Origin of the sequence: Streptomyces sp. NBC_00328, assembly GCF_036139655.1 — a bacterium.
Lineage (GTDB): Bacteria > Actinomycetota > Actinomycetes > Streptomycetales > Streptomycetaceae > Streptomyces.
The window spans coordinates 6,481,006-6,503,642 of record NZ_CP108013.1 but is presented as its reverse complement, the minus strand read 5'-3'; the positions used below and the strand labels follow the sequence as shown (position 1 = coordinate 6,503,642).

15 protein-coding genes are annotated in these 22,637 nt (G+C 72.6%); 6 read left to right on the top strand and 9 right to left on the bottom strand.

What is annotated here, in order from left to right:
* The first annotated feature begins 137 nt into the window (after positions 1-137).
* From OG485_RS28655 to OG485_RS28635, 5 genes are all read left to right on the top strand, one after another.
* Positions 138-416, top strand: coding sequence for a hypothetical protein (locus OG485_RS28655; protein ID WP_328671377.1), 279 nt, complete (start codon positions 138-140; stop codon positions 414-416).
* Positions 417-759: 343 nt separating this feature from the next.
* A complete protein-coding gene (locus OG485_RS28650) occupies positions 760-1,437 on the top strand; it encodes a spermidine synthase (RefSeq protein ID WP_328674704.1) in 678 nt (225 codons plus the stop codon).
* A 113-nt stretch (positions 1,438-1,550) separates the two neighbouring features.
* The gene (locus OG485_RS28645) at positions 1,551-2,288 is read left to right on the top strand and encodes a response regulator transcription factor (RefSeq protein WP_037620929.1); all 738 of its coding nucleotides are present in this window, start codon (positions 1,551-1,553) and stop codon (positions 2,286-2,288) included.
* A gap of 62 nt (positions 2,289-2,350) precedes the next feature.
* On the top strand, positions 2,351-3,490 hold the full coding sequence (locus OG485_RS28640) for a HAMP domain-containing sensor histidine kinase (protein ID WP_328671376.1): 1,140 nt from the start codon (positions 2,351-2,353) through the stop codon (positions 3,488-3,490).
* A gap of 281 nt (positions 3,491-3,771) precedes the next feature.
* Positions 3,772-7,569, top strand: coding sequence for a multifunctional oxoglutarate decarboxylase/oxoglutarate dehydrogenase thiamine pyrophosphate-binding subunit/dihydrolipoyllysine-residue succinyltransferase subunit (locus tag OG485_RS28635; protein ID WP_328671375.1), 3,798 nt, complete (start codon positions 3,772-3,774; stop codon positions 7,567-7,569).
* A 120-nt stretch (positions 7,570-7,689) separates the two neighbouring features.
* On the opposite strand, the gene fxsT is transcribed toward OG485_RS28635, so the two are convergent.
* From fxsT to OG485_RS28595, 8 genes are all read right to left on the bottom strand, one after another.
* Positions 7,690-10,701, bottom strand: coding sequence for an FxSxx-COOH system tetratricopeptide repeat protein (fxsT, locus tag OG485_RS28630; protein WP_328671374.1), 3,012 nt, complete (start codon positions 10,699-10,701; stop codon positions 7,690-7,692).
* Between the two features lie 273 nt (positions 10,702-10,974).
* Positions 10,975-12,525 carry an aKG-HExxH-type peptide beta-hydroxylase gene (locus OG485_RS28625; protein ID WP_328674703.1) on the bottom strand — a complete coding sequence of 517 codons (1,551 nt, stop codon included), beginning with the start codon at positions 12,523-12,525 and terminating at the stop codon, positions 10,975-10,977.
* Complete coding sequence (locus OG485_RS28620; RefSeq protein WP_328674702.1) at positions 12,525-13,712, bottom strand: FxsB family cyclophane-forming radical SAM/SPASM peptide maturase; 1,188 nt, start codon at positions 13,710-13,712, stop codon at positions 12,525-12,527. The genes OG485_RS28625 and OG485_RS28620 overlap by 1 nt, the downstream gene beginning before the upstream one ends.
* Before the next feature lie 265 nt (positions 13,713-13,977).
* Complete coding sequence (fxsA, locus tag OG485_RS28615) at positions 13,978-14,277, bottom strand: FxSxx-COOH cyclophane-containing RiPP peptide (RefSeq protein ID WP_328671373.1); 300 nt, start codon at positions 14,275-14,277, stop codon at positions 13,978-13,980.
* A gap of 54 nt (positions 14,278-14,331) precedes the next feature.
* Complete coding sequence (locus OG485_RS28610; RefSeq protein ID WP_328671372.1) at positions 14,332-17,643, bottom strand: SAV_2336 N-terminal domain-related protein; 3,312 nt, start codon at positions 17,641-17,643, stop codon at positions 14,332-14,334.
* Positions 17,644-17,650: 7 nt separating this feature from the next.
* A complete protein-coding gene (locus tag OG485_RS28605; protein ID WP_328671371.1) occupies positions 17,651-18,679 on the bottom strand; it encodes an AAA family ATPase in 1,029 nt (342 codons plus the stop codon).
* Positions 18,680-18,836: 157 nt separating this feature from the next.
* The gene (locus tag OG485_RS28600) at positions 18,837-20,960 is read right to left on the bottom strand and encodes a VMAP-C domain-containing protein (RefSeq protein ID WP_328671370.1); all 2,124 of its coding nucleotides are present in this window, start codon (positions 20,958-20,960) and stop codon (positions 18,837-18,839) included.
* Positions 20,957-21,403 (bottom strand): CU044_2847 family protein, encoded by a 447-nt coding sequence (locus OG485_RS28595; RefSeq protein ID WP_328671369.1) that lies wholly within the window; start codon positions 21,401-21,403, stop codon positions 20,957-20,959. The genes OG485_RS28600 and OG485_RS28595 overlap by 4 nt, the downstream gene beginning before the upstream one ends.
* A 154-nt stretch (positions 21,404-21,557) precedes the next feature.
* Here OG485_RS28595 and OG485_RS28590 point away from each other — a divergent pair, with 154 nt between their 5' ends.
* Positions 21,558-21,743 (top strand): DUF6104 family protein, encoded by a 186-nt coding sequence (locus tag OG485_RS28590; RefSeq protein WP_007266501.1) that lies wholly within the window; start codon positions 21,558-21,560, stop codon positions 21,741-21,743.
* A 36-nt stretch (positions 21,744-21,779) separates the two neighbouring features.
* On the opposite strand, the gene OG485_RS28585 is transcribed toward OG485_RS28590, so the two are convergent.
* Positions 21,780-22,613: a hypothetical protein gene (locus tag OG485_RS28585; RefSeq protein WP_328671368.1), complete on the bottom strand. Its 834-nt coding sequence runs from the start codon at positions 22,611-22,613 to the stop codon at positions 21,780-21,782.
* Between the last annotated feature and the right edge of the window lie 24 nt (positions 22,614-22,637).

The following is a 22,637-nucleotide window of genomic DNA, read 5'->3' as shown; positions in this document are numbered from 1 at the left end:
CGCAATGTTCCCCGGAGGCCGTTCGCTCTGAGCGATCGCTTTGAACCCGGTGCGGGCGTCCCGGCCTCATGGGCTTCGGGACCTCGCGGGCCGTCCCCGGGATGCGAGGTGGCCACCGGCCTCGGATGGTTGGAGTCATGAACCATCACCTCGCCCAGAACAAGCTCGAAATCGACACCCGGCTCGTCACGGCCGGTGCCGTGCTCACCGCGGCCGGTGCCCTGGTGGCGTGCACCGGCATGGTCATCGCGGCCGCCGCCGTGTTCGCCGCGGGCCGGCGCATGCTCCGAGCCATGGATGTGCCTCCGTCGCAGGTGGCGGCCATGAAGTGGCGGCAGGCCAAGGAGGCATCCCTGGCGGGCGTGCAGGCCTGGCAGTCCTCGTCCGACGCCCAGAACGGGGCACCCCGCCGTTGAGCAGGCGCCCGGCCGTCCCTCTTATGGCTCAACGGGTCGCTTCTTGTCCGCGAGGGGGCGGACGAAGAGGCCCGTGAGCCGCTCGGGCGGTGGCCGGCGGACGGCTGCTCGAACAGTGACCGGCGGACGGCCGTTCGGGTAGCGGCCGGCGGGCGCGAAGGCCCGGCCGGTGAGAGTGGAAGCCCGGGTCGGGGGTCGCCGAGGGCCGGTCCGAGCCGCGTCCGAGGCCTCCGGCTCGTCGCCGCGTCAACCTCGCGGTGCCCGCCGTCACCCCGTCACGCCATCCCCCTGTTCCCGGCGAATTCCCGCGACCCGTACAGGTGAAAATGCCAGGATGGCGGCCATGACCGCCTCGTACGGGACTCCCGAAGTCATCGACCGCCGTCAGAGCCCGTACGGCGAGGTCGTGCTGCGGCGCCACGGAGCACTGCTCCAGATCATCGCCAACGGGTGCTTCCTGATGGACACCTCCGACGGGCGTTCCGAGCGGCTGCTCATGGACGCGGCGTACGACGCGCTGGACGGGCGCCCGGAGCCGAGCGTGCTGATCGGCGGGCTCGGCGTCGGATTCTCGCTGGCGCACGCCGCGGCCGACCGCCGCTGGGGGCGCATCACCGTTGTCGAGCGCGAACGGGCCGTCATCGACTGGCACCGGGGCGGCCCGCTCGCCGCGCTGTCCGCCGAGGCGCTCGCCGATCCGCGCACCGACATCGTCGAGAGGGACCTCGTCGACTACGTCAATGAGATCTCCGACACGTTCGACGCCCTGTGCCTCGACATCGACAACGGACCCGGCTGGACGGTCACCGAAGGCAACGCGGGACTGTACGGTGCGTCCGGACTGGCAAGCTGTGCAAGGGCGTTGAGGCCTGGCGGCGTCCTCGCCGTGTGGTCGGCGCAGCCCTCTCCGGAATTTGAAGTTACCTTGCGGAATGCCGGATTCCGCCGGGTCCGTACCGAAGTGATCCCCGTTGCCCGGGGCGTTCCCGACGTGGTGCATCTCGCGGTGAGGCCTGGATAGCCGAGGCGCACCCACTGCCCGTACCCTGCTTGCCTGACGCGGATCATTCAAGCGTCAAGCGCAGTCATGGGATCACCCCACGGATTCCGGAAAGCACACTTCAGGGGCGGGCGATGGAGCAGACACACACCTCCCAGAACGGTACGGCGGCGACCCCGGGCGCTCAGCGCCGGGTTTTGGTCGTCGAGGACGACCCCACGATCGTCGACGCCATCGCGGCCCGTCTGCGAGCCGAGGGATTCCTCGTGCAAACCGCGGGTGACGGCCCGGCCGCCGTCGACACCGCCGAGGCATGGCAGCCCGATCTGCTGATCCTCGACATCATGCTGCCCGGCTTCGACGGTCTGGAGGTCTGCCGGCGTGTGCAGGCCGCCCGCCCGGTGCCGGTGCTGATGCTCACCGCGCGCGACGACGAGACCGACATGCTGGTCGGGCTCGGAGTCGGCGCCGACGACTACATGACCAAGCCGTTCTCGATGCGCGAGCTCGCGGCCCGGGTGCACGTCCTGCTCCGCAGGGTCGAGCGCGCGGTCGTCGCGGCCTCCACTCCGCGCAGCGGCATCCTGCGGCTCGGCGAGCTGGAGATCGACCACGCGCAGCGCCGGGTGCGGGTCCGCAGCGAGGACGTACACCTCACTCCGACCGAGTTCGACCTCCTGGTCTGCCTCGCGAACACCCCGCGTGCCGTACTCTCGCGCGAGCAGCTGCTCGCCGAGGTGTGGGACTGGGCGGACGCCTCCGGTACCCGGACCGTCGACAGCCACATCAAGGCGCTGCGCCGCAAGATCGGTGCCGAGCGGATCCGTACGGTGCACGGCGTCGGCTACGCACTGGAGACCCCGACTCCCTGAGCCGGGACTCCGCAGAAGGGTCGGGGCCCGGGTGACCGGGACCCGGGTGAGGGGCTGATGTGATGAGCGGACCCGGAGAGCGGGGACGCGGGCTCGGCGAGCGCGCGTCCGGTGAGCGCAGGAGCTCGGGCTCCTGGGGCGAGGTGCGGCCCTTCTCGATCAAGACCAAGCTGGGCGCGCTGGTCGTCATCTCCGTGCTCATCACCACCGGTCTGTCGATGATCGCGGTGCACACCAAGACGGAGCTCCGCTTCATCACGGTGTTCTCGATGATCGCCACCCTGCTGATCACACAGTTCGTCGCGCACTCGCTCACCGCGCCGCTGGACGAGATGAACGCGGTGGCCCGCTCGATCTGGCACGGGGACTACACCCGCCGGGTGCGGGACGACCGGCGCGACGAGCTGGGCGACCTGGCCCAGACGATCAACCTCATGGCCGACGAGCTGGAGGCCCAGGACCGTCAGCGCAAGGAGCTCGTGGCGAATGTCTCGCACGAGCTGCGGACCCCCATCGCGGGTCTGCGCGCGGTCCTGGAGAACGTCGTGGACGGCGTCTCGGCGGCCGATCCCGAGACGATGCGCACCGCGCTGAAGCAGACGGAGCGCCTGGGGCGGCTGGTGGAGACCCTCCTCGACCTGTCCCGGCTGGACAACGGCGTCGTACCGCTGCGCAGGCGGCGCTTCGAGGTGTGGCCGTATCTGTCCGGGGTGCTGAAGGAGGCCAACATGGTCGCCTCCGCGCGCGCGGACCTCACCTCTGGCTCCGGCGGCGGCCACACCCGCAAGGACGTCCATCTGCACCTCGACGTGTCCCCGCCGGAGCTGACCGCGCACGCGGACCCGGAGCGGATCCACCAGGTCGTGGCGAATCTCATCGACAACGCGGTCAAGCACAGCCCGCCGCACGGCCGGGTGACGGTACGGGCCCGGCGGGGCGACCTTCCCGAGTCGCTGGCCCTGGAGGTCCTGGACGAGGGGCCCGGCATTCCGAAGTCGGAATGGCACCGCGTCTTCGAGCGGTTCAACCGCGGCGGGGTGCCCGCGCCGCACGGTCCTGGCAGCGACGGCGGTACGGGACTGGGGCTCGCGATCGCCCGCTGGGCGGTGGATCTGCACGGCGGACGCATAGGTGTGGCCGAATCTCAGCGGGGTTGCCGGATCCAGGTCATCCTTCCGGGACTTCCTTCTCTGCCAAGTTGACGTAAAGTTCGAACCGGAGTCGCAAGATCCACCGCTGTCGCCGCCGGCGTACACGTGTGATCAGGCACAGGACCGCGTGAACCGTGCCGCGGCCTCGGACCGACGTACCCTTTCCCCTGCGGAACCACGCTTGTTTCCCGCCATTTCCATGGGCGAAACACGGATTCCGATGTGACTTACGCGACGTTGGACGGGCCCGGCCTGACCTTCTCGGCCAGGGAGGCGTAGCCTTTATTCCCGCTGTCCATCACCTTGTGAAGCGGAAGAGGGCGGTTAGCGCCGTGTCGCCACAGTCCCCCAGTAACTCGAGTATCTCGACCGATGACCAAGCCGCCGGGAAGAACCCCGCGGCCGCCTTCGGTGCCAACGAGTGGCTCGTCGACGAGATCTATCAGCAGTACCTCCAGGACCCGAATTCCGTAGACCGAGCCTGGTGGGACTTCTTCGCCGATTACAAGCCCGGGGCGCCCGCCGCCTCGGCGCCGGCGGGTACTGCGGCCGCGGGGGCCGCAGGGACCACCACCACGGCCGCGCCGGCCGCTCCCGTGCCGCCCGCGGCACGCCAGGCTCCTCCCCAGGCGCCTGCCGCGCCCGCGCCCGCTCCGGCCGCCGCTCCCGCGGCTCCGAAGCCCGCCGCCGCGGCCCCGGCTCCCGTGAAGGCCGCTCCGGCCGCCGCGCAGCCGAAGGCGGCTCCGGCCACCGCGGCTCCCGAGGGCCCCGAGTACGTGACCCTGCGCGGTCCCGCCGGTGCCGTCGCGAAGAACATGAACGCCTCCCTGGAGCTGCCCACGGCCACGTCCGTGCGCGCGGTCCCGGTGAAGCTGCTCTTCGACAACCGCATCGTCATCAACAACCATCTGAAGCGCGCCCGGGGCGGGAAGATCTCCTTCACCCACCTCATCGGGTACGCGATGGTGCAGGCCATCAAGGCCATGCCGTCGATGAACTGGCACTTCGTGGAGAAGGACGGGAAGCCCACCCTCGTCAAGCCTCCGCACGTCAACTTCGGCCTCGCCATCGACCTGGTGAAGCCCAACGGCGACCGCCAGCTGGTCGTCGCGGGCATCAAGAAGGCCGAGACGCTGAACTTCTTCGAGTTCTGGCAGGCCTACGAGGACATCGTCCGCCGCGCCCGTGACGGCAAGCTGACGATGGACGACTTCACCGGTGTCACGGTCTCGCTGACCAACCCCGGCGGCCTCGGCACCGTCCACTCGGTCCCGCGCCTGATGCCCGGACAGTCGGTCATCATGGGCGTCGGCTCCATGGACTACCCGGCGGAGTTCCAGGGCACCTCCCAGGACACCCTGAACAAGCTCGGCATCGCCAAGGTCATGACGCTCACGTCGACCTACGACCACCGGGTCATCCAGGGCGCCGCCTCCGGCGAGTTCCTGCGCATCGTCGCGAACTTCCTGCTCGGCGAGACCGGCTTCTACGACGAGATCTTCGAGTCGCTGCGGATTCCCTACGAGCCGGTCCGCTGGCTCAAGGACATCGACGCCAGCCACGACGACGACGTCACCAAGGCCGCCCGCGTCTTCGAGCTGATCCACTCCTACCGGGTCCGCGGCCACGTCATGGCCGACACCGACCCCCTGGAGTACAAGCAGCGCAAGCACCCCGACCTCGACATCACCGAGCACGGGCTCACGCTGTGGGACCTGGAGCGCGAGTTCGCCGTCGGCGGCTTCTCCGGCAAGTCCCTGATGAAGCTGCGCGACATCCTCGGCGTGCTGCGCGACTCGTACTGCCGCACCACCGGCATCGAGTTCATGCACATCCAGGACCCGAAGCAGCGCAAGTGGATCCAGGACCGCATCGAGCGCCCGCACTCCAAGCCGGAGCGCGAGGAGCAGCTGCGCATCCTGCGCCGGCTGAACTCCGCCGAGGCCTTCGAGACCTTCCTGCAGACGAAGTACGTCGGCCAGAAGCGCTTCTCCCTGGAGGGCGGCGAGTCCGTCATCCCGCTGCTCGACGCCGTCATCGACAGCGCCGCGGAGTCCCGCCTGGACGAGGTCGTCATCGGCATGGCCCACCGCGGCCGCCTGAACGTCCTCGCGAACATCGTCGGCAAGTCGTACGCGCAGATCTTCCGCGAGTTCGAGGGCAACCTCGACCCGAAGTCGATGCACGGCTCCGGCGACGTGAAGTACCACCTGGGCGCCCGGGGCACCTTCACCGGCCTGGACGGCGAGCAGATCAAGGTCTCGCTGGCCGCCAACCCGTCCCACCTGGAGACGGTCGACCCGGTCATCGAGGGCATCGTCCGCGCCAAGCAGGACATCATCAACAAGGGCGGCACGGACTTCACCGTCCTGCCCGTCGCCCTGCACGGTGACGCGGCCTTCGCCGGCCAGGGTGTGGTCGCCGAGACGCTCAACATGTCGCAGCTGCGCGGCTACCGCACGGGCGGCACGGTCCACATCGTCATCAACAACCAGGTCGGCTTCACCGCCGCCCCGGAGTCGTCGCGCTCCTCCATGTACGCCACCGACGTGGCCCGCATGATCGAGGCGCCGATCTTCCACGTGAACGGTGACGACCCCGAGGCCGTCGTCCGCGTCGCGCGCCTGGCGTTCGAGTTCCGTCAGGCGTTCAACAAGGACGTCGTGATCGACCTCATCTGCTACCGCCGCCGCGGACACAACGAGTCCGACAACCCGGCGTTCACGCAGCCGCTGATGTACGACCTGATCGACAAGAAGCGCTCGGTGCGCAAGCTCTACACCGAGTCCCTCATCGGTCGCGGCGACATCACCCTCGAAGAGGCCGAGCAGGCGCTCCAGGACTTCCAGGGCCAGCTCGAGAAGGTCTTCACCGAGGTCCGCGAGGCCGTCGCGCAGGCGCCCGAGGCTCATGTCCCGGACGTCCAGGCCGAGTTCCCGGTCGCCGTGTCCACCGCGGTCTCCCAGGAGATCGTGAAGCGGATCGCCGAGTCCCAGGTCAACATCCCCGACAACGTCACCGTGCACCCGCGGCTGCTCCCGCAGCTCCAGCGCCGCGCGGCGATGATCGAGGACGGCACGATCGACTGGGGCATGGGCGAGACCCTCGCCATCGGCTCGCTGCTCCTGGAGGGTACGCCGGTCCGGCTGTCCGGCCAGGACTCGCGCCGCGGCACCTTCGGCCAGCGCCACGCGGTGCTGATCGACCGGGTCAACGGCGAGGACTACACCCCGCTCCAGTACCTCTCGGACGAGCAGGCCCGCCTGAACGTCTACGACTCGCTGCTCTCCGAGTACGCGGTCATGGGCTTCGAGTACGGCTACTCGCTGGCCCGCCCGGACGCGCTGGTGATGTGGGAGGCGCAGTTCGGCGACTTCGTCAACGGCGCGCAGACGGTCGTCGACGAGTACATCTCGGCCGCCGAGCAGAAGTGGGGCCAGACGTCCGGCGTCACCCTGCTGCTCCCGCACGGCTACGAGGGCCAGGGCCCGGACCACTCCTCGGCCCGGATCGAGCGCTTCCTCCAGCTGTGCGCCCAGAACAACATGACGGTCGCCCAGCCGACGTCCCCGTCGAACTACTTCCACCTCCTGCGGTGGCAGGTGCACAACCCGCACCACAAGCCGCTGGTGGTCTTCACCCCGAAGTCGATGCTGCGCCTGAAGGCCGCCGCGTCGAAGGCGGAGGAGTTCACGTCGGGCCAGTTCCGCCCGGTCATCGGCGACGACTCGGTCGACGCGGCCGCCGTGCGCAAGGTCGTGTTCTGCGCCGGCAAGCTGTACTACGACCTGGAGGCCGAGCGGAAGAAGCGCGGCTCCACGGACACGGCGATCATCCGTATCGAGCGCCTGTACCCGCTCCCGGGTGCCGAGCTCCAGGCGGAGATCGCCAAGTACCCGAACGCCGAGAAGTACCTGTGGGCCCAGGAGGAGCCGGCGAACCAGGGTGCCTGGCCGTTCATCGCGCTCAACCTGATCGACCACCTGGACCTGGCGGTCGGCGCGGACGTCCCGGGCGCCGAGCGCCTGCGCCGCATCTCGCGTCCGCACTCCTCCTCCCCCGCCGTCGGTTCCGCGAAGCGGCACCAGGCGGAGCAGGAACAGCTGGTGCGTGAGGTGTTCGAGGCGTAGGCCTCCGGCACGACAGCGTGAAGGGGCCCGCCCCCGAGTCCTGGTGGACTCGGGGGCGGGCCTTTTGGTGTTCCGTGCGGTGCCGGCGCCGGGCGATCCGGCACCGGCTTCATGTCTCCCTCACGTCTCCTGCGGTTCGAAGTCCCAGAAGGGCCGGTTGCGGGAACGGGCGGAGATGGTGTGGACGTGCTGGGGGCCCAGGGTGGCGGCCAGGTCGTCGAGGGCCGCCTGTTCGACCTTCTCGGCCTGCTGGCGGTCCCGCAGGCCGCGCAGATCGGCGGCGAGGGCGATGCGGGCCGAGAGCGTCAGCGGGTGGGTGCGGCCGAGGGCCTCGGTGGCACGGGCGACCGTGTCCTGGGTGAGCGCCGCGGCCGACTCCGGGTCGCCGATGAGGTTGCGCAGGGCGGCGGCGTTGATGGCGCAGCCGAGCGTCCAGGGGTGGTTCTCGCCCACCGCCACGGTCATGTCGGCCAGTGCCTCGTCGATGGCGACGTGGGCGTGATCGCGTTCGCCGACGCTCCGCAGGACCAGGGCGTGGTTGGCGCGGACACCGGCGATGTAGGGGTGCCCCTCGGCGAGCATCATCTCGTAGCGGGCGATGACGGACTCGCCGATCTCCCTCGCCTGGTCGATGTCGCCGTGCTCGCGCACGAAGCAGCTCGTGGTGGCGGCGAACCGCAGGGTCTGCGGATGGGTCTCGCCCAGGACGCGTTCACAGCGCTCCAGCACACGGGCGAACAGGGCCCCCGCGGCCCGGCGGTCGCCGCTGCGGTACTGGCACAGGGCCAGGTTGTGTTCGGCGTCCAGGGTCTGCGGGTTGTCGGCCCCCATGACGATGCGGTGTTCGCGCACGCTCTCCGTCTGGATGGACTCCGCCTCGGTGTAACGGCCGAGGTGGCGCAGGTCGGTCGCGTAGTGGATCTCGGAGGAGAGGGTCCACAGATGCCGGCCGCGCAGCAGTTGTCTGCGCGACTCCATGGTGCGCCGGTCGATGTCCAGGGCCTCTTCGAAACGGCCGAGCAGGCGCAGGGACACCGCCAGGTTGTTCTGGGCGCCCAGGGTGCGGGAGTCGGCGTCGCCCAGGAGGTCCCGGTAGGCCGTGAAGATCCACTGGGAGAGTTCCAGTGCCTCGTCGTAGCGGGCGAGGCCGCGCAGGTCGGCGGCGAGGCCGGTGGCGGCGCGGAGGTGTTCCAGGTCCTGGGGGCCTCGTTCCTCGCGCAGGTGCTCGACGGCGGCGCGTTCGATCGCCTCGGTGCGCTGGTAGTCGCCGACCACCCGCAGCAGGTTGGCGTAGTGGTGCGTCAGTTCCCAGACCCGTGCGTGGTTCTCGCCGAGCAGGATCCGCCAGGCCTCCATGGCGCGTTCGCCGAGCTTGATGCCGGCCACGTACTCGCCCGAGAGGTACATGTAGCGAAGGCAGTTGAAGACCAGCCCCTGGACCGCCGAGTCCTTGCTCTGCAGGACGTCGGCGTACTTCAGGTGCGGGACGATCTCGGCGTACCCCGGCCACAGCCGGGTGTCCGTCGGGCGCCTCGGGTCCGCTGCGGCCAGGGCGCGGCGGACCACGTCGATGAACTCGCGGCGGTCCTCGTCGGGCATGTCCTTGTGGACGATCTGGTGGACCATCCGATGCAGGTACAGGGACTCGCCGGAGGAGGCCGCCTCGTCGCCGGCCGCCTCGTGGGACTCCAGTCGGACGACGGAGTACTGGCGGAGCTGGTTGATGGCCTTGTTCCACAGCAGCGGATCGTTGAGCAGACCCGCGATCTGTTCCGGCAGCTGGTCGTGCGGCATCTCCTTCAGCAGGCGTACGGGGATGAACCCCGGCGCGAAGAAGGTGCACAGGCGGAGCAGGTCGACGGACTCCGGGACGGTGTCGCGGAGTTTGTTCAGCAGTATCGACCAGGCGGTCTGGAAGGCGACCGGGAAGTCGGCGGAGATCTTGACGACGTCCTGGTCGATGCCCCCGTCCAGCAGGGCGATGTACTCCTGGACGGACAGCTCCGAGTCGTTGAGCCAGCCGGCCGTCTGGTCCAGCAGGAGGGGCAAGTCCTCCAGGGCTTCGGCGAGTTGGTCGGCCTCGGGTTCGGTCAGACGGGGTGCGCGGCGGCGGATGAAGGCGACGGACTCGTCGCGGGCGTAGACCGGAACCTCCAGCAGTCTGCTGTTGTGCTCGCTCCACTCGGGGTTGCGCGAGGTGATCAGGACGTGGCCGGGCCCGGTGGGGACGAGGTCGTAGATCTGGTCGGGCTCGTCCGCGCCGTCCAGGATCAGCAGCCAGCGGGAGTAGGGGTCGCCCCGGCGCAGCGAGTCGCGTACGGCGCGCAGCCGTTCGCCGTACTCCGCTCCGGTCGACAGGCCCAACTGCGGCGCGAGTTCGGCCAGTCGGCGCCGGTAGGTGACCCGTTTCTCGGCGTTGACCCACCAGACCACGTCGTACTCGGAGCCGAAGCGGTAGACGTACTCGGCGGCGAGCTGGGTCTTGCCGACGCCGGACATGCCGTGCAGCGTGACCACGCCCGCGCCCGCCTCGGCGCCCTGGAGCAGGTGGTAGGCGTCGTTCAGGAGCGGCTCACGGCCGGTGAAGCGGGTGTTGCGACGCGGTACTCCGCCCCAGACCTCGGGCATGGCGGCCGGGAAGCGGGGGCCGCGCCGGGCGCCGTCGACGGACTCGGGGAGAGGTTCGGAGGGCAGGTCGAGGCGTTCGAGAACGCGGCGCTCGGCTTCGTCGGCGCCCATGTTGTTCAGGTCGACCGCGCCGAGGACGGTGGTGGCCGTCGGCAGTGTGCTGTTGGTGACGGAGACGGCCGCGAAGCGGGACGGGTCGGGCGCGACGACCTCGCGCAGCGCGGCGTTCCACTCCTCGTGGGTGCGCGGGCCGAGCTGGAAGTACCACTCGCTGACGACGATCAGGATGCGGCCCTTGGCCAGGGTCAGGTCGCGCAGCAGGTCGACGAGGGGCACCTCGGCCGGGGAGTCCCAGCGCTGGTACACCACGCGTTGTCCACGCCGCTCCAGACGGTCCCCGATCCAGGCCGCCCAGGCCCGGTTGAAACCGGCGAAGCTGATCGTGACGGTCTGTTTCGCGGACCCCCTTTCGGCTGGCCCGACCGGCGTACGAGCTCCAGACATGCAGCGGCCTCCCCGCGCGTGATTTTAGAACCGCCGCGAGGGTCGGCGATAGGGCGCCGACGCACACCAGTCGCTTGCTCCACGGTTCCTTTTCAAAGGTGTTCAGCGACGATCTTGGCGCACTGGCCCTCCCGTGTCCGGGAACCCGCGGCTTTCGGCGAGGATGGCTCAATCGGGGCGAGGCGTGAGGCGCTCGACGGGCGCGCGGGGCGCGTTCGGCGGTCCCGGTCCGACTCGGCCGACCCCGCGCCGCGCCCCCTGGAGGCATGCGGTTCATTCGCCCGGTGCGTGGCGCCGGGTCCACAGCGCCCGGGCCGCCTGTACGTACGCCGTCGCGCGCGCCGCGTGTCCGCGGGGCGGCGACTGCTCGGCGAGCCGTTCGTACACCTCGACCATGCGGTCGACGAACTTGCGTCCCCGCACGGTGAGATCACCCGATCCGACGAGCGCCGGCAGGACGGCCGCGACCTGTGCCTGACAGCGCGCGTGCTCCGCCCAGGCGGCGTCCCTGAGGGTGGGGAGCGTGGCGGCGAGCGCGCTGCGCTGGAAGAAGTCCGCCAGCGCGAGGTGGGAGTAGGCGCCCTGCAACAGGTTGTCGTACGGGCGCGGATCGGGGCGCCAGGGTGCGAAGTGGCGTGCTTCCGGACCCGCGTGATGGAACGTCATCATCTCGCTGAGCGCGGCGAGTTTGGTGTGCTGGATCTCGTGGACGAGGGTGGCCGCGAACACGGTCGCCGTCGCCGGCGCGCTGCTGAGGACCGCGCCGAAAGCCTCGCGCCGGGTACCGCTGCAGCTTCCGCCGGCGCCGCCCGGAACCGAGCCGGGCGGAGCGGCCAGCGGGACCAGACAGCGGAGCAGGGTCACCGCTTCCGCGAGGCGCCGCTCGCCGCCGAGTCCGAGCGCCGCGGCGGTGCCCGACCAGGTGTGCAGCCAGTGCTTGCGGTCGGCTTCGTCGAGGACGGCCGGGCCGCTCAGGGTGTCCGGGCGGGGTCCGCCGCGCGCGGTCCGATAGGGGTCGAGGTCGTCCAGCGGTACGGCGGCGGAGCCCGGCACCAGGCCGGGCAGCGTGTACGCCGGCGTCCAGGCGGCGGCCTCCGACCAGGCGCCTGCACCGCTCTGCAGGCGGACGACCACGTCCGCCTCGCCGGGCCGCCGGAGCGTCAGCCGCCCCCGCCGGTGCACGACGGCCACCTCCGTCTCCCCGGAACCGGGACCGCCGGTGCGCAGCGCGCCGAGCGAGGGCAGCGCCAGCACGCCGTCGTGAGCCGTCAGCCGTACCGCGTAGGGCACCCCTGCCCGCGCGGCGGCGACGGCGGCGAGTGACCCGAAGTGGGCGAGCGCGCGGGCCGGTTCACGGGTGTCCCGGCCGGTGAGCGGGCCCGGTCCGGACCTGAGCGCGCGCAGGGTGTCCCGGGCCCATGGACCGGTCAGCGGGTGGAGGAGGAGGGCACGGACGGGGGACGGCGGAGGACGGTTCCCGTCCGTGCCCTCCTCGGACTCCGGTGCGGACCCGCCCGGCCCCTCGGACACCGGCACGGACCCGTCCGGCCGCCCGGACACCGGACCGTCCCGGTACGGCCGTCCCCGGTGGGCGGACGGCTCCAGGCGTTCGGCCTCCTCCAGCAGGGCCCAGTCCTCGCGCAGCCGGGCCAGGGCGGCGGCGGGGCAGACGCTCGGGCCGGCCGACTCGGCCGCGTCGAGGACCGCGCGGAGCAGGAGCAGCCGTCGGGTGTGCTGGTCGCGGACGAGGAGCCCGAGGGTCTCGGGACCGCCTTCGGTGCGGCCGAGTTCGTTCACGGCCCGGTCCGTGACCGCCGGCAGGATCACGGGACGTCTCCTTCGGAAGCGGCGGGGACGGCGGCGGCCCGGGCCAGCCTCCCCGCGACATGGGGGATGAGGCGCTGGAGGTCGGCGCAGTACACCGACGGGTTGGTGAAGCCGTGTCCGGCCCGGTATCGATGCGCGTAGTGTCCGCCGCCGCACACGGTGAGCAGGGGGCAGGCCCGGCAGGCCGCGGCCAGCGAGGCGGCGCCCGCCTGCCGGGCCGCGACGCCGGGATGGCGCAGGGCCTGGTCGAAACTGTTCCGGAAGACGTCGAGGCCGGTCCTGGCCGCCCCCTCGTAACAGGACTTGAGGGAGTCGACCTGCTCGATGGAGCCGTCCGTCTCGACGACGACGGCGTCGAAGGGCGCGAGGCCGAGGGACTCGGTGGCGGCGGGCAGCCCGAGGAGCAGCGCGACGCACTCCTCGAAGAGCCGTACCCGCGTCTCGCGTCGCCCGGCCTGCCACCAGCGGTCGAAGACGGCGCACAGCCAGTCGCCGTAGGGAGTTCCCGGGCCCTCCCGGTGGGGTGGCGGCGCGGACCAGTTGCCGTGCGGGAGCAGCAGGTCGAGGGCCGGCGGCCGCAGCGCGAGCAGCGACTCGTACAGCTCGACCGGGTCCGTGGTGGGGTCCACGACGGTGAGGATCCCGGCGTACGCCTCCGGATGGCGTTCGGCGATCAGGCGGGCGCCGCGTGCGGCCGCGGGCCAGGACGGGCGGCCGGCGTGGTCGGTGCGCAGCGTGTTGTGCTCGGGCAGGCCGCCGTCCAGGCTGAGGCCGACGCGGATGCCGTGCCGGGCCAGGACGGCGAGCCGCCGCTCGGTGAGCAGGGTGGCGTTGGTCTGGACGGTGGCGTGCACGGTGCAGCCGTCCGGGACCCGGTCGCGTACGAGGCCGGTGAACCGGGCGAGGGTGTCCACGCCCGCCAGCAGCGGTTCGCCGCCGTGCAGGACCAGGGACAGAGCCGTCAGGCCGTGGGCGCGGGCGTGTTCGCCGATCCTCAGCGCGGTCCGCTCCAGGACGCCGGGCGGGGCCGCGGTGGGACGGCCGCGCCAGGTGTGGTCGGGGCCCTCGTAGAGGTAGCAGTAGCGGCAGGCCAGGTTGCAGCGGCCGTGCACCTTGACGATGAACTGCCGGAAGGGAAACGGCGGTTCGGGTCCCGGCGGTTCGGACGGGGCCCGTTCGGGCAGAGGCGGTCCGAGGTGCGGCACGGAGATCACGGGGATCGGGGAGGTCACCTCTGCAGACACTCCGGCACCCCCATGCTGTACGGCCGCGCGATCCCACGCCGCGAACCGCGCCACGGCCCCCTGCCCGTACGGGGCGACATTCCCGGACGCGGACCGGAGACAAACGTGACCCCTTCGAAATTGTCCGGTTCAATCACGAGGGGAGACCGGAACTGGCTGCTCGCGAGTGATGTTCGACCGAGCCCGCCCTCCCTCGCTTTGCCGCTCAGAAAGCGCTGTTGAACCCCCACAGGATCTCGCTCGGCTGTCCGGACCGCGTCCGCAGTTCGGCCAGCATCTCTGCCAGCACCGGGTGCTGGACGGTCCGCAGCTCCGCCAGGTCCAGGTCCAGCAGGTCGGGGAGCTCCGCCGGATCCGGCACCTCCGCCGGACCGTCCGGCGCTCCTTCAAGCCCCGGCGCCTGTGACGGGTCCGGGGTCTTTCGCGGGCCCGGTGACTGCGGCAGCCGCTCCCCCGCGCCATCGCGGTCCTGTGCGCCGTCCGGTACGTCGTCGCGTGCGCCCATGTCTTCTCCCTCGGCTTCCCTGACTCCGCCCCGGCGGCCGCCTGCAGGCGCTCCTCACTCCAGCTCGGCCAGCCGCTGTGCCGTCTGCCGGGCCGTCGGCTCGCCCGTGCTCGCGACACCGTCCGGCAGCCGGGACCACTCGGTCCGGGCGGCCCGGTAGGCCTCGCGCGCGGCACGCGGACGCGCCGCCGCTTCGTAGGACATACCCCGCCAGTGCTGTGCCCGAGCGGCCAGTTCCACGGCTTCCTGGCGCGTGCGCTCCGTCTCGGCCTCCTCCTCGGCCTCGCGGGCCGACTCGGCCGCGGCCCGGAAGGCGTCGACGGCCTCGTCGAGCCGCGCCTTGCGGCCGAGGCTCTGGTACGCCTCGATCTGGGCCTGTCCGAGCTCCAGCCAGCAGCGGGCGGTGGTGAGCGGTGGGCCGTCCTCAAGGGCCGCGAGGCCGAAAAGGTGCTCGGCCTCCCGCAGGTCGACCCGGTCACCGCGGGCGCCGTAGCGCAGCATCAGCGCGCGGCCGAGCAGCAGCAGGCGGTGGGCGAGTTGGGTGCTGCCCGCCGGTGTCTCGGTGCGGCAGTCCCGCAGCACGCGGATGGCCCGGTACAGCGATTCGCTCGGGGCGCGTCCCTGGTCCGGCACGGCGTGCCGCAGCAGTGCCTCGCCCCATTCGGCGAGGACGTCCGCGTGCGCGGGGGCGTCCCGGGGCACTCCGCGGGAGGCCTGCTCGAACCGTGCGGCGGCGTCCTGGAGTTCGCGCGGGTCGCCCGTGTCGGCGTACCGGGCGACGTGGATGCGCCCGGCACGCACCAGCAGGGCGGAGCGCAGCCCCTGTTCGCGGGTCAGGGCGAGCGCCTCCTCGACATGGTCGCGGGCGTCGTCCAGCGCGCCGCCGGACCTCAGGAGCGCGTCGACGAGATCGAGGAGGATACGGACGCGTGAGGACTCACCGGCGGCGGGCGTGTCCTCGGGGCCGGTTTCCAGGGCGGCGCGCAGGGAGCGCGCGCCCTGTTCCGCGTACAGCCTGGCCTGTTCGTGGTCGGCCGTGGCGCCCGACAGGCGCAGCAGGACACGGCCGTGGGCGAGCGGAAGTCCCGTGGGGCGGCTGCGCCGGTCGGGCCAGGCGTCGGCGAACGCCTCCAGCATGCCGACCGCGCCCTGGAGGAGCGCGCTGTCGCCGCCGAGGCGCCACTGCGCCTCCAGCGCCCGGACCCGCTCCAGGGTGAGGCGCAGGGCCTCGGCGGCGTCCAGTTCGGGCGCGGCGCAGGCCACCGCGTACTCGCGGTCGGCGCGTTGCAGCAGGTCGAGCGCGCCGCGCCGGTCGCCGCGCCGCCTGCGGTCGGTGGCGGCGGCGTGCAGCACCCTGGCCAGGCTGGCCCTCTCGCGCAGGGCGCGGGGGTGCGCGACCGCGCGTTCGGCGGCGGCCTCCGCCTCGCGCAGCAGGTCCGCGCCGCCCTGTACCTCCCACAGCAGCAGTACGCAGTTGGCGTACTCGGCCCACAGTTCCGGGTCGGCGCCGGGGACCGGTTCGTGTTCGGTCGCGCCGCGCAGGAGCTGGACGGCGTCGATGAGGTCCTGCACCATGCCGTCGCTGCCGAACTGGCCGGCCAGTGAGCGGGCCCTGAGCACGGCGGGGTGGGTGGGCCGCTGGTCGGGCGGGCCGTCGGGGCCGCGGGGCGGCGCGTAGGTGGCGAAGTGTTCCGGCAGCGGCATGAATCGCTCCAGTACCCGTGCGGCGACCTCGGCGAAGGGCTGGGGTACGAGGGTGGCGCCGCCGTTGTCGCCGTTCTCGCCCGGATATCCGGCGCCGGGTGAGAACGGCGGTCCGGAGCCGCCCTCGCCGAGCTGTGCGAGCGCCAGGGCGGGGAAGTTGGGGCCTCCCTTGCCGAAGCGGTGCTCGATGTATTCGGAGCAGTGCTTGAGCACCAGCATGGCCTCGTCGAGGCCCAGCGGGGACAGCAGGGCCTCCTGCGCGCCGGGCGCGAACTCGTACCACTGGGTGCCGTCCGCGCCGTACTCCTCGGTCCTGGTGCGTGAGACCAGGCCGCTGAGCAGGACTTCGGCCAGTTCGGCGGGCCCGGAGTCGGGGAGCATGGTGCGCTGGACGAGTTGCATCACGGGGAGGCTGAGCGGGGCCGCGGCCAGATAGCCGGCCAGTCGTCCGGCGGCCTTGGAGGCGTTGGAGCGGAACCGGCTGACCAGTTCGAGCCCGGACATGCGGCGTCCGGGCCGGGTGCTCCGGGCGGGCTCGTGGTGCCTGCGCACCCAGCCGACGGCGCCGGCCACGGGTCCCGCGCCGGCTCCGGACAGCAGGCGTGCCCAGGCGCCGAGCGCGGCGGGCTCGGGCGGCAGGACGGGCACGGGGAGCGCGCCGTCGCGTGCTTCCGGCGGGGTGCCTGCGGGCAGCCGGACCTTGAGTGTGGCGGCGCCCGCGAGGGCTTCGCCGCGGGTCAGTTCGCCGTACGACACCGGAAGCCGGGTGCGGTTCCACATGCGCTGCGGCAGCGGCTGGAGTACGGCGGCGGGGCCGAGCCGGGACAGGTGGTGCAGGAGCCGGTGTGCGTGGCCGCTGTGCCACAGGGGGCCGGCGCAGTCGCTGACGAGGAGGGTGACGCGGCGGCCTGTCGGGTCGCTCAGCCGGTCGGCGGAGTGCAGGGGGGCCGCGCCGGGTTCGGGGCTGCGGCTGACGGCGGGTTCTCCGTCCGGGCCCTGGTGGAGGTGGCTGACCTGGATGTCCCGGAAGGCGCCGAGCCCGCTGAAGACCTGTTCCAGTTCGGCGAACATCCGGTCCCACACGCGCATGGACGAGGAGGCGTCCATGACGAGCTGGAGGGTGGCGTCGGCCCGGGTCACCCCGCGGAACACCGGCAGGACCAATCCGCCGGCCCGGGCGGTGCGTTCGGCGGTCTCGGTCTCGTCGAGGACTTCACGCAGGGGCGGTGCCGCGGTGCGGTAGCCCTGCAACGGGCGCAATGCGCGCTGGAGTTCGAGGGGGGAGGGGAACGCGGGGGCGGCGGGTACGCCGACCGGCAGCACCGCCGACCGGCCCTGCCCGTAGCCGCGCGGCGCGCCGTCGCGCGGCACCGGGTACAGCGCGACGCGCCGGTCCGTCTCCGTGTCCCGCCGGGCCGGTGCGGGCCGGCCGCCGGGCGGTGGCCGTTCCTCCCGCCGCGTGTCCTGGCGCCCGGCGGCGGGGTCCTCGGCCGCCGCCTTGTGACCGGACGCCGAGGCGCTCCCCCACTCGTTCCCGGTCCGGTCCGTCGGGCGCGACCAGCGCGCCAGCCACAGGGCGTCGGCCAGTTGGCGGGCATCGGGATCCAGCCCGGCCTGCCGTATCCGGGCGATGAGTTCGGCGATCGGGTCGCCGCCGGTCATCAGCGCGTCACCTCGGGCGGTCGAGTCGCTGGATGAGCAGGTCCGCGAGCCGGTCCCGGCTGGGCGGGGCCGCGGCGTCGGTGAGGTAGATGGCGTTCAACAGCTGGTCGGCCGCGACGAGTTCGCTGCGCGAGCGCTCCAGGAAGTGGGTGATCAGATCGTCCCCGGCCCGCGCGGCCTCGTCGCCCAGGTGGGCGCGTACGAAGGTGGCGAGCCGCTTGTGGTCCGGGCGGCCCAGTTCGAGGTGGATGCAGCGGCGCATCAGCGGGGCGGGGAAGTCGCGCTCGCCGTTGCTGGTGAGCACCACGAAGGGGAAGGCGCGGCAGCGCACCCGGCCGTCGCGCACCCGCGCCTTGGTGCCGTCGGAGGTGAGCACCGCGGCCTCGCCGCCGGGCAGCCGGTCGGCGACGCGTTCCAGCTCGGGAATCGCGAACTCGCCCTCCTCCAGGACGTTCAGGAGGTCGTTGGGCAGGTCGATGTCGCTCTTGTCCAGCTCGTCGATGAGCAGCACGCGCGGGGTCTCGGAGGGCAGCAGCGCGGTGCCGAGCGGGCCGAGCCGGATGTAGCTGCCGATGCCCTCGACGGAACCGGGGGCGCCGGACGCGGCCGGGTCGCCGCCGTGCGGCGCGGCGAGCTGCACGTCCTGGAGCCGGGCGATCGCGTCGTAGTGGTAGAGGCCGTCCCGCAGCGTGGACCGGCTGACGATCGGCCAGCGCAGGACGTTGCCGAGGCCGAGTTCGTACGCCACCGAGTGCGCGAGCGTGCTCTTGCCCGCTCCGGGGCTGCCGGTGACCAGCAGGGGCCGGCGCAGATAGAGCGCCGCGTTGATCATTTCGAGTTCCTCGGCGCCGGGCCGGTGCAGTTCGGCCAGATGCCGGTACGCGCCCAGCCTGCGGTCCTCGGAGCCGTCACCGTTGCTCCCGGCGGCGTCCCGGCTCGCGAAGTCGCGCCACGGCGGCGGGGCAGGAAGCCGGTTCAGACCGTCGTGGGGTTCGCCTGCGCCTCGGTAGATGAGCCACTCGCTGGAATCGGTCATTGCCCAGTCCTCGTCGTCACTCGTCCACCCCGGCAGCCGTCGATCGTCGCCTCACCGTATCGACCCGCGGAGGGCCTCGTAAGGCCCCGAGAGGGGCTCGCGGCAGCCCACTTCGGCCTGCTTCGAGCGTCGCGCGACAGCGGGTCGAGCGATGCGGTCATGGCGCCTCCAGCAGGTCTCCGGTCCCGGGCAGGGGCCGGCGCGGGTCGTCGTAGAACAGGGCGATCCCATGGGCCCAGTAGGTCTCCGGCCGGCCCTCGCGCAGCCCGGCCCGCAGGGCGTGCACCAGTTCGGGAAGGCGGTCCGCGCCGCCCGCGCCCGCCACCGTGTCGCCGGCTCTCCGGTGGAACTCGCCGCAGACCGCTTCGGACTGCCCCCGCCAGCGCCGCCACAGGGCGACGCCGTATCCGCCGTGCACGATCCGCACGAGCGCGACCGGGTCGTCCTCGAACCGGTGGTCGCCGTAGCGGCAGAGCACGGGAACGGTCTTGTGCGGCAGGCCGCGCAACGACTCCGCCGCCGGAACGGGTACCCGCAACCCGTCCTCGCAGTCGAGCACTTCGGCCTGCGCGCCGTGTTCGTGGATCCACCGCCAGCGGGCCTCCCGCTCGTGCCGCTCCTCGTCGGCGGGGAACGTCTTTCCGGCCCGGGCGGCCGCGTCGGCGGGCTCGGGAAGCTGTTCCCGGTCGGCGCAGCGCACGACGACGGGCCGGTGGGCGCCGAGCGGCACTTCGTCCGGCCCGAACTGCCAGGTGTCGACGTCGAGTCCGAGCAGCAGATGAGGCAGCGCCACCTGGAGGTCGGCGGGCCGTCCGGGTTCGTCGCACTGGCGGAAGGCTTCCGTCAGGGCCGGCGCGAGAGCGGCCGGCAGCTCCTCCAGCGGGGTGCGTTCGCCGTCACGCAGCCGCACGACCTCTCCGGTCGGCCGGCCCACCGAGACGTGCCAGTCGCAGCGGCCCGGCTCCCAGCCCAGCTGCTCCAGTTCGAGCAGGACGAAGAGACGGGGCGCACGGCCGGCGCCGTGCGCGCTGCCGTGCGCCGCCCCTGCTTCCGCCGCCGAGGGGCCTCGGGGCGCCACCTGGAGCCGTTCGATCCACTGCTGGCCGAGGCGGCGCCGGTACGCGGGGCCGGGACGGCCCTCGGCGGTCTGCCGCACCCACTCCCACAGCGCCCGTTCGGCGGCCCGGGTGCCCGGTGTGACGAAGGGGCGTTCGGCGGACATCGCCCGCATGGCGTAGTCGAGGACGAGGTCGAGGGCGGCGTCCTGGCGCGAGCTCTCGTACAGCGCCCCGAGTCCGTCGCGCCAGCCGCGCGGAGCCGGATGCGGGATCGCCGCCTGGTCGCCCAGGAGGGATTCGAGCAGGCCGAGCAGGGCGCGGGTGCTGGCCGGCGGCGGCAGATCGGCGAGCCTGCCGAGCAGCTGGGTCCGCTCCTCGGGGCTCAGGGCGCGGCCTGGCCGGGCGCCGAGCTGGTTCTGGACGTCGGCCCAGGTGCTGCGGTCGGTGTCCGGGTGGCGCTGCCGGTCCCGGTGGTAGCGGTCGTGGGCGTGGAAGACGGCGTGGTACGGATCGTCGTGTTCGGCGGCCGTCTCCTCGGCCGGCACCGGCAGGGACCGTAACTGCTCCACGCCCGTGCAGGTGCCGCCGAGCCCCCGGTCCGTGCGCGACTTCAGGACTCCGACGACCTCACCGCGCACGGGGTCGACGACCGGCCCGCCCGAGACGCCGGGCGGCAGCACGTCGCCGCCGAGGCGGATCTGCTCGTCGTCGGACCAGCCGCCGAGCGTGCCCTGGACCGTGCAGGTGCCGCTCAGCCGGCGCAGCTCCCCGCCGACCACGGACCAGCCGGAGTACAGGACGACGCCCTCCTCGTAGTAGGCGGCCGGGCGTTCGGTGACGTACGCGCAGTCGTGGTCCACCGGCTCGCGCAGCCGTACCAGGGCGAGGTCGGGGGACGGCCAGGTGCCGCGCGCCGGGAGCCCCGCGCGGTCCGGGAGGACCGTCGCGACCTGGCCGGTGACGGCGGACGTACCGCGGCCCGGCCCCCTCTCGTACACCACCCGCACCTCGTTCCCCTCCCCGCTCCGGACCACATGTGCGCAGGTCAGAACCCAGTTCGGAGCGATGAAGAAGCCGCTCCCGAGGAACGTGCCGGGTTCGTCGAGGGCATACCCGGGGCCCGCGCGATGGATGCGCACGGTGGCGGCCATGACGAGATCACGCAGCGCACGGTGAGCGTTTCCGGGGCCGCCCGGTGCGCCCGGGGCGTGCCCGTCCGTCATGCTCCGCCCCCGCCGGAGGGGTCGGTGGCCGCGCCGTGCGCCGGGGCGCCGGGAGACGCGCCCGCGTGCGGGGCGGCCCCGTCCGTCTCCAGGTCCGGCGGAGCGCCGTTCCAGGTGAGCGTCACGGTGATGCCCGCCTTGGCCTCGCCGTCCGCGAGCAGCCCGACCACCTTGCCGGCCTTCGCCGTCAGCTCGATGCCGAACTCGACGCTGACCTCGTCGGGCCGCACCGCGCGCAGCGGGGCGGCGAGCGAGCGCGCGACGCCGGTGATCAGCGCGTGCAGGCTCTCGACCTGCGCCTCGACGCGCTCCGCGAAGCCGACGTCCGTCAGCGACAGCTCGCCGCCCGGATCCTCCAGTTCGTCGGCCCCCGAGATCCGGGCCCAGACCGGTGTTCCGTCGGGCATCTCGATCCGCGCTATGCGCGTCACCGCGTCACTCATGGCATCCCCCGTTCCCCCACGCCCCCGTGGTTCGAGCCGACCTTGCAGGCTAGCGGCCGGGGCCCGCGCACGACAGAGGCCCTCCACCGGCCTCCTGACCCCGCCTATCCTTTTCCCAGCGTTCCACTTCCCTTTCACCGACGGAGCACCATCCATGTACTTCACCGACCGCGGCATCGAGGAACTAGAGAAGCGGCGCGGCGAGGAAGAGGTCACCTTCGAGTGGCTCGCCGAGCAGCTGCGTACGTTCGTCGACCTCAATCCGGACTTCGAGGTACCGGTGGAGCGGCTGGCGACCTGGCTGGCCAGGCTGGACGACGAGGACGAGGACGACGAGTAGGAGCGCGCCCGGGGCACCGATCCCGCGCGAGGACGGTCAGTCGTAGGCGCGCAGGTGGTCGTACGCCAGGCCGAGGGCACCGCGGAGCATCAGGGCCGCGCCAGCGACGATCCAGCCGCCGCTGCGGCGCCGGATCCCCCAGGCCGTGAGCGGGAGGCCGACGGCGAGCTGGGCCGCGGCGAGGGTGCGGGCCCTCGGACCGCGCAGCCAGGGTCCGAGACCGCCGCTCTCCACGACGTCGAGTTCGGCGCCCACGGCGGCCCGCCAGCCGGTCCACTCGATCTGCTCGGCGTCCGGCCGGATCCGTACCGCGTCCCGGAGCCGTTCCACGGGTTCCCCGGGGTCGATCCCGGCGGGAAGCAGCACCCCCGCGCGCGTGAGGACGGCGAGCAGCCCGCTCACGCGCGCGTGGGCATCGGCCGCCGGGTCGGGCTGCGTCAGCGGCTCCAGCACCTGCATGTCGAGCACCGGGTCGAGCCCCAGACGGGCGGCGAAGGTGCGCATCGCCTCGTCCTCGCCGACCGGGGTGCCGTTCGCCAGCCATTCGTAGCCCACGGTGCGACGGAAGCCCGAGGCCAGGGTGAACCCGCTGCGGTCGGTGTCCCACCACAGTGCGAGGACGGGCCAGGGCGCGCCGACGGCGAGCGCCGCGGCCCAGCCGGTGAGCACGCGGTCGACGGGTTCCGCGCCCTCCTGCCAGGGCTTGCCCTCGGGGACCAGCACGCTCCAGTCGGGGCCCGCCCCGGCGAGCAGCATCCGCTCGCGCAGCAGGTGGACGGCGGGACCGACCGACTCCGGACGGGCCCGGCACAGCAGCAGGGCGCCGGGGGCCGGACGGTCGTCCCTGGACGTGCCGGAGGGAGTCGACATAGCCCCACTTTAGGGCGAATTGCC

Bases quoted from the DNA above. Each gene is read 5' to 3' on its own strand.
- OG485_RS28595 (WP_328671369.1), bottom strand. From the start codon at position 21,403: ATGAGTGACGCGGTGACGCGCATAGCGCGGATCGAGATGCCCGACGGA.
- fxsT (WP_328671374.1), bottom strand. From the start codon at position 10,701: ATGTCTGGAGCTCGTACGCCGGTCGGGCCAGCCGAAAGGGGGTCCGCG.
- OG485_RS28610 (WP_328671372.1), bottom strand. From the start codon at position 17,643: ATGACCGGCGGCGACCCGATCGCCGAACTCATCGCCCGGATACGGCAG.
- fxsA (WP_328671373.1), bottom strand. From the start codon at position 14,277: ATGGGCGCACGCGACGACGTACCGGACGGCGCACAGGACCGCGATGGC.
- OG485_RS28655 (WP_328671377.1), top strand. From the start codon at position 138: ATGAACCATCACCTCGCCCAGAACAAGCTCGAAATCGACACCCGGCTC.
- OG485_RS28640 (WP_328671376.1), top strand. From the start codon at position 2,351: ATGAGCGGACCCGGAGAGCGGGGACGCGGGCTCGGCGAGCGCGCGTCC.
- OG485_RS28645 (WP_037620929.1), top strand. From the start codon at position 1,551: ATGGAGCAGACACACACCTCCCAGAACGGTACGGCGGCGACCCCGGGC.
- OG485_RS28590 (WP_007266501.1), top strand. From the start codon at position 21,558: ATGTACTTCACCGACCGCGGCATCGAGGAACTAGAGAAGCGGCGCGGC.
- OG485_RS28650 (WP_328674704.1), top strand. From the start codon at position 760: ATGACCGCCTCGTACGGGACTCCCGAAGTCATCGACCGCCGTCAGAGC.
- OG485_RS28605 (WP_328671371.1), bottom strand. From the start codon at position 18,679: ATGACCGATTCCAGCGAGTGGCTCATCTACCGAGGCGCAGGCGAACCC.
- OG485_RS28600 (WP_328671370.1), bottom strand. From the start codon at position 20,960: ATGACGGACGGGCACGCCCCGGGCGCACCGGGCGGCCCCGGAAACGCT.
- OG485_RS28585 (WP_328671368.1), bottom strand. From the start codon at position 22,613: ATGTCGACTCCCTCCGGCACGTCCAGGGACGACCGTCCGGCCCCCGGC.